The sequence below is a fragment of the Aeromonas australiensis genome, assembly GCF_000819725.1.
Classification (GTDB): Bacteria; Pseudomonadota; Gammaproteobacteria; order Enterobacterales; family Aeromonadaceae; genus Aeromonas; species Aeromonas australiensis.
On the sequence record NZ_CDDH01000019.1, the window covers coordinates 18494 to 31326 of the forward strand.

Consider the following 12833-nt stretch of genomic DNA (forward strand, 5'->3'; position numbering starts at 1 on the left):
GCACCAACAGGATTACTTGCCACGCACGGCACTCATCATGTCCCACATGGGCGTGAAGATACCGAGTGCGAGGATCAACACCATGATCGCCACTATGCCGATCAGGATGGGCTCGATACGGGCGGTGAGACTCTTGAGGTCATAATCCACCTCCCGCTCGTAATACTCGGCCGCTTCATGGAGCAGGTCATCGACCTGACCGGTCTCCTCCCCCACGGCGATCATCTGCATCACCAGCGGGGTAAACAGGCCACTGCTGCTGGCGGTACGCAGCAGGCTCTCGCCCCGCTCGATACCGGCGCGCATATCCCGCACCCGCCCGGCCATATAAGCGTTATCCACCGCATCGGCCACCAGGGTCAACGCGGTGTTGAGGGGCACCCCGGCTTTGAGCATCATGGAAAAACTGCGGGCAAAACGGGCCAGCAGGGAGCGCTCTATGATGGAGCCGACGATCGGCAACTTGAGCTGCCAGCGGTGCCAGGTCAGCTTGCCTTTCGGTGTAGCAACCCAGCGGTGCCAGCCAAACCCCATCACCGCCAGAATGGCGAGCAACAACCACCAGTAGTTGACAAAAAAGTGCGAGGTGGCGAGCAGAATGCGGGTCGCCAGCGGCAACTCCACCCCGAACTTGGCGAACATGCCGGCAAACACCGGGATCACCATGATATTGAGGATCACCATGGCGATACCGATGGCGATCATCACAAAGCTGGGGTAGCGCATGGCGGTCTTGATCCGCTTGCGGGTCTCCAGCTCCAGCTCGAAATAGTTGGCCAGCTGCAAAAAGGCCTCTTCCAGCTGACCTGTGTTCTCCCCCACATGGATAATGGCGACAAACAGGCTGCTGAATACCTTGGGGTGCGCCTGCATCGAGCTCGACAGCGGGCGACCGTTGCCGAGATCTTCCCCCAGCGCATGCAGCGCCCGTTTGAGCGGCTTGCTGTGGGTGCTCTCCTCCAGCCCGGCAATGGCGCGCAGGATCGGGATCCCGGCCCGGGTCAAGGCATACATCTGGCGGCTGAAGATCACCAGCTCATCCAGCTTGACGCCCCCTTCCAGCAACAGCGACCAGTCGATAGCAGCGGATTTGGCCTTGCCCGGTTTGAGCTCGGTGGGCATCACGCCGCGTCGCATCAGCTGCTCGGCGGCCGCCATCTCGTTGGCCGCTTCAACCACGCCACTGGTGGGGTTGCCTTGACTGTCACGCCCCTTGTAGGCAAAGTTAGCCATCGCTTACCCCAAATCCTCGGCCAGTCGCAGTACCTCATCCACCGAGGTGATCCCCTGACGGGCATAATCGAGGGCAGTGAGGGCCAGCGGCCGGTAGTGTTCATGTTGCCGGGCCGCCTTGGCGAACCCTTCCGCATCGTTGCGGCGCAGGGCATCCATCATCGGCTGATCCAGCTCCAGCAGTTCGTAGACCCCGATCCGACCGGAGTAACCGGTGAAGTTGCAACTCTGGCAACCCCGGCCCTTGTGATAGGTGTGTTGGCCGGGCGCCTCGCCGGAGAGCACAGTAAGCCAGGTGGCCTGCCCTTCGTCGGGCGCCTTCTCCTCAACGCAGTGCTCACATACCCGCCGCACCAGCCGTTGAGCAACCACTGCCCGCAGGGCACTCGCCACCAGATAGCCGGGCGCCCCCATGTCGATAAGGCGCAAGGCACTGGTCACCGCATCGTTGGTGTGCAGAGTGGTCAGCACCAGGTGACCTGTGATGGCGCCACGCAAACCGATCTCCACCGTCTCGCTGTCCCGCATCTCACCCACCAGCAGGATGTCCGGATCCTGACGCAGGGTGGAGCGCAGCACGTTGGAGAAGGTGAGGCCGATCTTGGGGTTGACCTGCACCTGATTGACGCGGGAGAGGCGATACTCCACCGGATCTTCGACCGTGATGATCTTGTTGCTGGACTGGTTGAGCTCGGAGAGTGCGCCATAGAGGGTGGTGGTCTTGCCGCTACCGGTCGGGCCGGTCACCAGGATCATCCCGTGCGGCCGTTTGAGTTGTCGGCGGAAACGGGTCAGGATCTCCGGCGGCATGCCGGTGTCGGTCAGCGAGAGGATGCCGGAGGATTGATCCAGCAGACGCATCACCACCGACTCGCCATACTGCACCGGCATGGTGGACATCCGCACATCCACATCACGGCCGCGCACCTTCATGTTGAAACGGCCATCCTGTGGCAACCGCTTCTCGGAGATATCGAGCCCGGCCACCAGCTTGAGGCGCAGCACCAGCGCCTGGGCGATACGCACTTCGTTGAGGATATTTTCGTGCAGGATGCCGTCGATCCGCTGGCGAATGCGCAGCACTTTTTCGTCCGGCTCGATGTGGATATCCGACGCCCCCACCTGCACCGCATCCTCGAACAGGGAGCGCAGCAGCTTGGCCACCGTTGCCTCCCCTTCGTCATTGGCCCCCAGATTGCTGGAGCCCAGCTCGAAGCCGGTATCCTGATACTCCTCCTGCAACTGTTCGGCGAAGCTCTCGATCTCTCGGGTACGGCGATAGAGACGGTCAAAATAGTCCAGCAACTGCCCTTCACGCGCCACCGCCAACACCATCTCACGGGGGCTGAGCAGGGCGGCGATCGCATCCAGCGCACTCAAGTCCGCCGGATCAGACATGGCCACCGTCACCTTGTTGTCAGTGAGGTTCACTGCCAGCGCCCGATAACGGCGCGCCTGTACTTCAGGCAGCAGCGGCACCGCGGCGGCATCGATGGTGAGGTTGTTAAGATCGAAGAAGGGCACATCCAGCTGGCGGGCGAGGAACTGCAACAGCTGCACCTCGCTGATAAAGCCGAGGTCGATGAGGGTGGTGCCCAGCTTGCGGCCGGTCTGACGCTGCTGCTGCAGGGCAAGCTGCAGCTGATCATCAGAGATGATCTGCTCTTGTACCAGCAGGTCGCCGAGGCGCATTTTCAGTCTGGGTTGTGCCATGTTTGCTCCGATCTCTGTTACTTCACACCCGTTGCCGCATCCGATTAGGCTTTGCTAATCGAACCTACTGTTTATCAAGGGGTTAGTTGGCCAATTCGTTGTTGCAACCAGTTGGTCGACGCCTCGCCGAGGTTGCCGTGCAGCAAGGCGTTGCGATAGGCATCTAGCGCCCGCTGGCTGTGGCCCTGACCATCCTCGGCCACGCCGAGGCCAAGCCACCAGCGGCCCTGATCCGGCTGCTGACGCAGCAGCTTCACATAGAGCGCTGCCGCATCGGCATTCTGGCCCAGCTCCTGAGTCAGCCCGGCCCAGGTGGCGTAGTAGTCCAGGTTACTGGCGAGATCCGGCTGATAGCCGGACAGCCAGCCAAGCGCTTGCTGCTGCTGCCCCTCGCTGATGGCAAGACGGGCCAGCAGCAGACGAAAATCGGCCTGTTGGGGATCGAGCCGGATCCCCTCTTCCAGCAGCTGACGTGCCTCACTCAGGCGGCCCTCGCCGTAGAGCAGCCCCGCCAGCTGCTCCCTCGCCCCCTGGTTGTAGGGGTCATGGGCCAGCACGTCGTAATAGTTGTCCTGCGCATCCCGCAGGCTTCCCTTGGCCATGGCGGTGGTCGCCTTGCGCTCCGCCAGTGCCGCCAGCTCCTTGGCCGACAGCTCAACCGTCTCAATCTTCAATACGCCCGGTTTGCGCGGCGCGCTGGCAACGGCCTGCTGCTCTGCCGCCAGTTCGGCGTAAAGCTCGGGCTGCAGCTCCTCATCAGTCAGCTCCGCTTCCTCAACATCCGTGGAGGCATCAAAAGAGGCGCCGTCGGCCGATGCGTAAAATTCCCCCGCCGCCCCCTCTTCGCTGGCCGTTTCTTCACTGCTTGGTAACGGCAGCACCGCGGCCATCCTGTCCGGTTCGAGCTGGCTGACTGGGGCGGCGATCCGTGCTACCTCAACCGGCTCGGGCTGGCTGACTGGGGCGGCGACCCTTGTCACCACATCGGGAATCAGCGCATCCGGGGCGACCACTGCGCTGCCAGTCGTAACGGCTTGGGTCTGCTGCCAGTAGATCCAGGTTCGCCAACCGAGGATCCCCAGCGCCAGACCACAGATCAGGGTCAGCAGCAACATCCACCATCCCAGCTGGCGCGCAGGGGCAATATAGACGGCTGCCCCCTCGGATCCTTGTTGACGCTGATCCAGATCTTTCAGCATCTGGTTGATAACGCTCATGGCCAGACTCCATAAGCCAGGGCTGAGCCCAGCACCAGTAACGGCAGCAGGGGCCACCAGCGCCATAGCGAAACACGGCTGGCATCGTCGGTATCGCGAATGGCGAGCCGAACCAGATGGCCGCTGATCTGACGCACACCCTGACCATAGGCCAGCATCAGGCACTTGTGCGCCAGGATATTGATAAGTCTCGGGATCCCTCGCGATGCCCGCCACAACAGACGCATGGCTCGACCGGCAAACAGCGGCGCCCCGCGGTAACCGGAGACCTGCAATCTGTGCTCCAGATAGGCGCGGGTCTCGTCAAAACGCAGCGGCCGCAGGCAGTAGGAGAAGCCAATCCGTTGGCGCAGTTGGCGCAGATGCGGCTTGGCCAGTCTGGCATCCAGCTCGGGCTGGCCGAACAGCACTATCTGCAGCAGCTTGCTCGATTCGGTCTCGAGATTGCCGAACAGGCGGATCGCCTCCAGGGTCTCATCCGGCAGCGCTTGTGCCTCGTCGATCAGCACCACCACTCGGCTTCCCTGCTGGTGCAGGCTGATCAGGTGGCGATGGATACGATCGGTCAGATCCAGCTCGCTCTGATCCCGTACCGCCAACCCCAGCTCCAGCGCCAGCGCGATGCGCAGCTCGGCCGGGGTGAGATGAGGATTGGGCAACCAGGCGAGTCGAACCGGTCGCGCTTCCGAGCCCAATTCGCTTAGCAACTTGCGGCAGAGCAGAGTCTTGCCGGTGCCCACCTCGCCGGTCACCTTGATAAACCCCTCTCCTTGCGCCAGCGCCCAGTTGAGCACCTGCAACGCCTCTTCGTGCGGCGGCAAGCCGTAGTAGAAGCCGGTATTGGGGGTGAGGCTGAATGGCGCCTCCTGCAGGCCAAAGTGGCTCAGGTACATGGGCGCTCACCAGCCAGTACGGCTAGCCTGCCACTGCGAGCTACGGCCCGCTGGGTGGTGGGATGGGAAAATGCCAATCGCCAGCTCATGGCTTACTCCTTGGCCGGATACCACTTGTCGAGCAGCTCGGCCGAGCGCTGTAGCTCGTTTTGCCAGGTATCCTTCTCTACCACTGTCGGTTTGAGCATGATCACCAGCTCCACCTTCTTGGTACTTTCCCGGCGATTGGTAAAGGCTTCGCCCACCCAGGGAATGTCCCCCAGCAGCGGCACCTTGCTGACGATCTGCTGCTTGTCGGTCTTCATCAGACCGCCGATAACGATAATGTCACCGTTATTGGCCTGCACCACGGTATCGGATTCGCGGATCGAGCTCTTGGCGAGCGGCAGGGTCATCTTGCCTCCCGTGGTGCCCAGATCGATGGTTTTGTTTTGTTCTTCGGTATCAATCACTGACGGATGGATATGAAGCAGCACCTTGCCCTCTTCATCGATCTGTGGCGTTACGTCCAGCGCGATACCTGAGAAGAAGGGGGTCAACTCAACATTCGGCGTCCGCTCAGTCCCTGTTGTGGTTGAGGTAATCGTCGTCGTCGCATTGGTGACGAAGTACTCGTCCGTCCCAACCTTGATCACAGCCTTCTGATTGTTTGTCGCAGTGACACGGGGGCTAGAGAGGGTATTCACATCCCCCTGGGTCTTGAGCAGGTTGACCGCCACATTGAAGTTGCCGTCAGTCATAGTGAAACCAGCCCCCCCACCAAGTGCGTTAAAGATGGGATTTACTGCACCAACCAGACTCTCGCCAAGGGATCCCCCCCCCTTAAGCAAGTTATAGGTTTGCTGACTCTCAGGAATGTTAGGTGCCATCAGGTCTGGCTGGGCCACCTTGGGAATACCTTTATTTCCATCCCAACTAGCTGTCAAACCGCTCCAATCTACTCCCTGCTCATAACCTTCGCTGAGAGCTACTTCCATAATTCGCGCTTCGAGTACGACCTGACGCTTTAAATGGCTTTCGGATTGAGTCAGGAATTCACGGACAGCTTTTAGCTCTTTCGGATAAGCGCGAATTGTGACCAAGCCTGCCTGTGGGCTGGTGATGACAGCCCGACCATCACCAGAACCAATCAGGGTTTGCAGGGAGTCGCGCAGATCGGTCCAGTAGTCGCTGTTGGTATCAGTCTCAATCTGGGTACCATTCGATGTGGTTTGAGTATTGGAATTACTCGAAATACCTATGCCATTCTGGCTAGATGATATTTCGGTATTGCTGTTGGAATTCAACCCGCTGTTGTTTGAGTTGTTCTCACTAGAAGTCACCCCGCCGGTGCTGACCGAGGTGCGGGAGAGGCCACGACGGGACATCATCAGATAGTTGACCGGGATGGTTTCGGTGCGCAGACCCGCCGGATAGATATGGAAGACATTGCCCTTGCGCTGCACGTCAAAGCCGTACATATCACCCACCACTGCCAGCACTTCCGGCAACGTCACATCCTTGAGCTCGACGGAGACCAGCCCGGCCACCCCGGGGTGCACGGCGACGCTATAGCGGGAGCCCTTGAACAGGGAACCGAAAAACTCCACCGCCTCCACATCGTGCGCCGCGATACGTAGCCGCTTCTCCGGCATACCGACCGGCATCTGCGGCCGGTTCAGCTGCAGCAATTCACTTTGCACCGATTTGGGCAAGGCGGTCAGGGGGGCAGCCTGCTTCTGCTGTTCGCCCATGGCCTGCTTGAGGGCATCCTTGGCCTGGGTCGGCTCGGGGTGCTGATAGGTGGTACAACCTGCAGCCATCATGGCCACACAGATCAGGCAGAGACGGTGTTTTTTCATGTAATTAGGGCACCCTGACTTGCAATTAAACTCGATAAAGCCGGTTCACCTGCCAACAGGCAGATACGACTCAACCCCGGATCTTGCTGGCAAACAGTGTCACCGAATGACGTTTTCCCGCCTTTTCCAGCACTACGGTATCCGCGTTGATGGCCACCAGCGTATAGCCGTCCACCTGCTGGCCCACCCGATAACTCTTGCCGTTGAGCACCGCCAGTGCCGGGCCATTACCCAGCACAACACTCTGCAGCTTCGGCAAACCGGCGCTGCTCTCGCCGGTCGCATGGGCGCCAACTGCCACATCCGCCAGCGGCGCGGTGGGATCCTGCAATACCTCGACCTGCTGTGCCTGTACCAGCAAGCTGAACAGGCAACAACACAACGCAAACGCTCTAGCCACGGATAAACTCCTTGCTGGTACTCAGGGTGTAGATCTCCATCTCCACCACAGCGCCGGGGTAAGCTTTGACCCGATAGTCGAACTGCTTCCAGTAGAAGTGACGCGGCAAGGCTTCCAGCGCTTTAAGGTATTGATACACATCGAAATACCCACCTTCAAGCTGGAGCCGGATGCCATGCTTGTAGAGGTTGACCTGCTGCTCTCCCGCCATCAGCGGGGTCGGCTCCAGCGAACTGAGGGCCAGCATGTGAAGGTTGGCGGAGCGGGAGAGCAGCGCCTCCAGTACCTGCGGCATCTCGTGTGCCGGGATCAGATCGACGGTCTGGGACTTCAGCTCATCGTCGACTCTGGCCAGATCCGCTTCGACCTGCGCCAGCTGGTCGCGAACCCCCTGGTTGGGATCCCGCTTGAGCCGGGCCTGTTTGCCGAGGTTTTCCAGCTCCATGATTTCGAGGTCGCGCTCGGCGGCGCTCAGGGCCATGCGATCCTGCTGCAAACGGGTATCGGCGTCATCGAGCCAGCCGTAGAGTCCGGCTGCGCCCAGCAATACCAGGCCGGTCAGCAGGATCAACACCCGCTCCCGCAGACTCAACCGGGCGATGCGCTGGCCCCACTCCTGCCATTGTGCTTTCAGGTTCATCAGGGTTTCTCCCGCTCAATGCCGCTCAACTGGAAGGTCAGACGGCCCTCCTTGTCACGGCCGAGGGTCAGCTCGCCAAACTCCTTGCCCGCCAGAGTCGGGGTCTGCTTGAAGCGGTTGACCCAGGCTGGCACATCCTGACTGCGTCCGGCAAAACCGGAGAGATTGATCCGTCCTTCGTTAATCTCGATGCGCTGCAACGAGAGGTTGCTGTTGCGAATGCGGGAGAGATCCGCCATCACGCTGGCGTAGCCCTGGGATTTTTGCAGGGTAAGACTGCCCAGTTGGCGCATCAGCCCCTGCTTGGCCGTCAGCTCATCCCGCTTATTGACCAGTTGCTGTTGCAGGCTGTAATCCGCCTGATGGCGCGCCAGCTCGGCATCGAGCCGCTGCGCCTCGCTACGCTTGAGTTCCAGCTCGGCAGAGCGTTGTGTCAACGCCTGCCTCACCTGTTGTTGCTGCCAACCATAGCCAGCGCCAGCCAGCAAGATCAGCAGCAGCGCCAAGCCCCATACCAGCGCCATCTGATTGAGGCTGGCCCACTGCCGCTTGGGACGAAACTCGGCGCCATAGAGGTTTATCTGACGTTTCATCACGCATCCTCCCCGATGGCGGCTGCGTAGGCCGACAGATACTCGACACCGGCCAGGAACATGGTCTTGTTGGCCATGGCGTCAAGGATGCGTGGCAAACTCATTGATCATCCCCCAGTGCGGCGGCATAGGCCGAAAGGTATTCGACGCCGGCCAGAACCGCTTTGTTGGCCATGGCGGAGACGGCAAAGCCGAAGGTCTGCTCCATGTGGCGCACCAGGGTACCGATAAAGGACGAGGCGATGGCAAACTGCATTTGACCCAGTTCGGGCAGCTTGAGTTGACCGGCCAGATAGTCGAGGGAGCGCTGGATCTCCAGCGCCAGTGAATCGAGCAGCATGCTGTCCGGTTCCTGTTCGCCGGTCAGACTGGTGAAACCGCGCAGTTGGCGGGAGAAGCAGAGTCCCCCCTGATGGAAGACCAGCAGTTGCAGATCCTGCCCCTTGGGCTGCCACAGCAGCATGCGCACCGTCTCGTCAGCGTCATAGAGAGAGGTGAGCGCCAGCTCGTCGCTGATGATGGATTGCAGGGTGGCGATGCCATTGATGGCATCGGCCAGCTGTTGCACCCGGCTCTTGGGCAGGCAGATCACATTGATGCGCGGACGGCCGGCTGGCGGGGTGGGCAAGTCCACATAGTCCATCGCCAGTTGCAGCACGGGTTCGTTGACATAGTCCTTGATGGCCCAGGGGAGCGCCCCCGCCATCTCGGCGTCAGGCACGGCAGGCTTGTCGATCTGGATCTGTTGATAAAGGCTGGCGGCGAGGGCTACCCGCACTTTAGACTTGGCCAGCCCATGACGGCTGAACAGCTCGCTCATGGCCACGGCCCACTCCTGTGGACCGTTGATGGTGCGCGTTGCGAAGACGGGGGGATTGCCCACTGCAGCCAGCATGATCCTGTCATTGGCCAGCAAGAGCCCGACCTGGCGGCTTGGCATCGACCGTCTGAACAGTTGTTTCATGTAAGCCCGCCCATCAATGGTGATTAAATGTATGAAATATTAACATAAACAGCAGATTAGCCTCCATATTAAAAGACGGACTCACCATTGCAAGCCAGCCTTTCCGCCGAGTCAGAGGGTCAAGCCATCCTCCCTTCTCCCCTGCAACGCCTCCACCATCCGTTGCTGACCCGCTATGACATCGAGCTGTGGTGCAAGCGGGATGACCTGATCCATCCGGCCATCTCCGGCAACAAGTGGCGCAAGCTCAAGTACCATTTGCTTCACGCCAAAGAGCACGGCAAACGGCACCTGCTCTCGTTTGGCGGCGCCTACTCCAACCATATCCACGCGCTTGCCGCGGCGGGATCACAATATGGCCTGCGCACGACCGGGGTCATACGGGGTGAACCCGACGCCATCAGTAACTCGACCCTGCAGGATGCCAAGCGCTGGGGCATGGATCTCGTTTTCGTCGACCGTCAGAGTTATCGGCGGCGGCAAGATCCCGACTGGCTGACCCAATTCGATGCCCCCGATACCCTGATCGTGCCGGAGGGGGGTAGCAGCCCGCTGGCCATCCCCGGCGTGGCGGAGCTGGTCGGCGAAGTGCCCTTCTCGCCGGATCTCTGGGTACTGCCCTGCGCCAGCGGCGGCACCCTGGCAGGCCTGATCGCCGGCAAACAGGAGCGGGAGCAGATCCTCGCCATTGCGGTACTGAAAGGAGGCGGCTTTATCACTGACGAGGTGTGCCGCCTCCATCCAGCGGCAACCAATACCGCCGGCTGGCGCATCGCGCTCGATCACCACGATGGTGGCTACGCCAAATTCAGCCCGGCCCTCTGGCAGTGGGTGCAGGATTTCAGTGCCACGACCACGCTGCCCCTTGAGCCCATCTACAGCGGCAAGGCGATGTGGGGGCTGTTTCGCGAGCTGGCGGCAGGCCGCATCGCCCCCGGCAGCAAACTCGTCTTTATCCACACTGGCGGCATGCAGGGGCTCGCCGGGCTGCGGGAGCAGGGGCGACTGTGATCCCCGCCTGACGGCAACCGCAAACAACACCGCAAACAACACCGCAAACAACAGAGGGTCGCCCCAAGGCGACCCTCTGTTGTTTATCTCACGCACCAGCCGGTTCCAGCACCAGCCGCTGGGGCTCGGCAAACCAGGGCCCCTGCCCGGCATGCACCCCGAGGTGGCGCAGCATCTTCCACTCGTCGCCACTCTCCACTCCCACCGCCAGCACTCTGGTGCGGGTATTGGCGCAGCCTCCTACCAGACTGCGTACCGCCATCTGGTTAACCTGACGGGCATGGATCTCCCGCACCAGGCTGGGGTGCAGTTTGAGGAAGTTGATCTCGAACTCCTTGATGTACTGGGTGCTCACCACATCCTGACCGGCATGATCAATGGCCAGCTGGCAGCCCAGCATCCGCAAGGAGCGCAACGGCCGCTTGAGTGCCTCAAAGTGGCGGGTCACCTGGGATTCCGAGAGTTGCAGGATCAGCCGCTCGTTGGTGCTGCGCGGCAGCTGGAACAGGGCGAAGAACAGCCAGCGCTGGAACTCGCGGTTGATCAGGCTCTGGGCACTGAGGGTCAGGCTGATGGGGCAGCTCTGCTCGGAGCGCTGGCGCAGCAGAGCAAGGGTCTGCTCTGCCACCAGCCGATCCAGTTGCAGCAGCAGGCCCACCTTCTCCGCCATCGGCATAAAGATCCCCGCCTGCAGAGCTCGTCCCTGCTCGTCGTGCAGATAGGTGAGCAGCTCCTGCTGCAATACCACCTGCCCCCGATCCTGCTGGATCGGCTGGATGTAGAATTCGATACCGCGTTCTTCGAGGCGACGGCTGATCAGGGTGCGCCAGCGTACTGTGCCCTTGCTGCTCTGTTCCTCATCCAGCTGCTTCTCGTAGAGGAACCAGCCATTGTGGCCCTGCAGGCGGGCACTCTTGAGAGCCAGCTCCGCCTCCTCCTGTACCTTGAGCAGAGAGTCTTGCGCCTGATAGCAAACAGCACCGAGATAGACCGCCGTCTCGGGGTTAATCTGCTGCGGCCAGTGCAGCCGCTGCAGGCTCTTGAGCAGCTGACTGGCACCATCCACCATCTCGCTTTCAGACATATTGGGCAGCAGCACCGCAAAGACATGACCTGCGTAGCGGGCCTGCAGGGCGCCGTTATGTTTGCGCACGAAGGCACCTATGGTGGCGCTCGCCTCCATCATCAAATCGTGCCCCAGACGCTCGAATTGATCGGCCTCCAGCTCCTCCAGACAGGCGAGCTCGATCAGCAGCACACCGCCGCTCATCACACTCGCCTCCATGATGGCGCTCTCCAGCCGATTGTCGAAAAACAGCCGGTTGCCAATGCCGGTCAGCTTGTCGACGAAGGCGTTGCTGCGAATGAAGTTGTCGAAGCGGCTGCGCTCCTTGCGGGCATCCGCCAACTCGGCGAGCAGATGATCGAGGGCCTGACTGGCGGCCACCGGCCACTCTTCGGCGGGGTCATGACTCAGTTTGGAGAGTTTGTCATCGAGGATCAGCTGGGCACGAATGCCCAGCAGCTCAGCCCCCCACAGCTGCTGACGCAGCCAGCGGATGGAGTACCAGAGACCAAACACCACGATAAAGATACCCAGCGAGATACCGGACATCGCTTTGATGGAGTATTCCACCTCCTTGAAGGGGCGCTCCAGTTTGAAGTTGGCCTGCATACCGGGTTGATGGGGCAAGGGGTGGCTGTATGGCACCAGCAGTTGTTCATCGACCGGATTGCGCACATCGCGGAACCAGTAGACCCGCTGGTTATGCTGGCGCACTTCCAGCTCTACCACATGGGCGGCACGCAGCAGGGTGGGCAGCCAGTGACTCATATCTTCCATGTCGTGAGCAACATCGAGCTGCTTGTCGATCACTTCGACCAGCGCATCGACCTTCTTTTGCTGCAACTCCATGCCCAGCTCGCGAAAGCTGAACACCCCGCCAATCAGCACGGTCGCCATGGCGGCAATCACGCACAGGGTGATAAATGAGACAAGCTGTGTTGTGAGTTTCATGCGCCTTTCCGTATGCTCGGCATCATCCGTGTCGCCTCATGGTAGCAGCGGCGATCGGGCCACAGCTATGGACGAAGATCCCGCTTCTGCAATTTAAGCGGGCAAGGATAACCCAAAGCAGCGAGATAATACCAAGCATGATGGGCAGCCGAGGGGAAAGGGCGGAATAACAGGCAGAAAAATGGTCCCTCAAAGGGGACCAAAAGGAACACTCATATCAAAACTAACACTCTGTGCTACTGACAAAAAACAGATACAGGAGTATTGAACACACGGTGAGTCAAACCGCAGGGCCAATCTAATGAGTTCGG

General features: G+C 60.6%; 11 protein-coding genes. 1 reads left to right on the plus strand and 10 read right to left on the minus strand.

All coding sequences use genetic code 11. From position 1 onward, the window contains the following. Positions 1–12: 12 nt before the first annotated feature. From BN1117_RS03755 to BN1117_RS03795, 9 genes are all read right to left on the minus strand, one after another. The gene (locus BN1117_RS03755) at positions 13–1233 is read right to left on the minus strand and encodes a type II secretion system F family protein (RefSeq protein ID WP_040094919.1); all 1221 of its coding nucleotides are present in this window, start codon (positions 1231–1233) and stop codon (positions 13–15) included. Between the two features lie 3 nt (positions 1234–1236). Beyond that, the gene (gene mshE / locus BN1117_RS03760) at positions 1237–2946 is read right to left on the minus strand and encodes an MSHA fimbrial ATPase MshE (protein ID WP_040094920.1); all 1710 of its coding nucleotides are present in this window, start codon (positions 2944–2946) and stop codon (positions 1237–1239) included. Between the two features lie 74 nt (positions 2947–3020). After that, a complete protein-coding gene (locus BN1117_RS03765; RefSeq protein ID WP_040094921.1) occupies positions 3021–4163 on the minus strand; it encodes a tetratricopeptide repeat protein in 1143 nt (380 codons plus the stop codon). Beyond that, on the minus strand, positions 4160–5056 hold the full coding sequence (locus BN1117_RS03770) for an ExeA family protein (protein WP_040094922.1): 897 nt from the start codon (positions 5054–5056) through the stop codon (positions 4160–4162). Before BN1117_RS03770 ends, BN1117_RS03765 begins: the two co-directional genes overlap by 4 nt. 92 nt (positions 5057–5148) lie before the next feature. Next, entirely contained in the window at positions 5149–6897 is a 1749-nt protein-coding gene (gene mshL / locus BN1117_RS03775) for a pilus (MSHA type) biogenesis protein MshL (RefSeq protein ID WP_040094923.1), read from the minus strand. Between the two features lie 70 nt (positions 6898–6967). Continuing rightward, positions 6968–7297, minus strand: a complete 330-nt coding sequence (locus BN1117_RS03780; protein WP_040094924.1) for a SctD/MshK family protein — start codon at positions 7295–7297, stop codon at positions 6968–6970. Next, on the minus strand, positions 7290–7937 hold the full coding sequence (locus tag BN1117_RS03785) for a hypothetical protein (RefSeq protein WP_040094925.1): 648 nt from the start codon (positions 7935–7937) through the stop codon (positions 7290–7292). The genes BN1117_RS03780 and BN1117_RS03785 overlap by 8 nt, the downstream gene beginning before the upstream one ends. Continuing rightward, positions 7937–8530, minus strand: coding sequence for a PilN domain-containing protein (locus tag BN1117_RS03790; RefSeq protein ID WP_040094926.1), 594 nt, complete (start codon positions 8528–8530; stop codon positions 7937–7939). Before BN1117_RS03790 ends, BN1117_RS03785 begins: the two co-directional genes overlap by 1 nt. 100 nt (positions 8531–8630) lie before the next feature. Continuing rightward, positions 8631–9494 (minus strand): hypothetical protein, encoded by an 864-nt coding sequence (locus BN1117_RS03795; RefSeq protein ID WP_040094927.1) that lies wholly within the window; start codon positions 9492–9494, stop codon positions 8631–8633. An 87-nt stretch (positions 9495–9581) separates the two neighbouring features. Here BN1117_RS03795 and BN1117_RS03800 point away from each other — a divergent pair, with 87 nt between their 5' ends. Further along, positions 9582–10505, plus strand: a complete 924-nt coding sequence (locus BN1117_RS03800) for a 1-aminocyclopropane-1-carboxylate deaminase/D-cysteine desulfhydrase (protein ID WP_040094928.1) — start codon at positions 9582–9584, stop codon at positions 10503–10505. 88 nt (positions 10506–10593) lie between these two features. On the opposite strand, the gene BN1117_RS03805 is transcribed toward BN1117_RS03800, so the two are convergent. Then, the gene (locus BN1117_RS03805) at positions 10594–12522 is read right to left on the minus strand and encodes an EAL domain-containing protein (protein WP_040094929.1); all 1929 of its coding nucleotides are present in this window, start codon (positions 12520–12522) and stop codon (positions 10594–10596) included. Between the last annotated feature and the right edge of the window lie 311 nt (positions 12523–12833).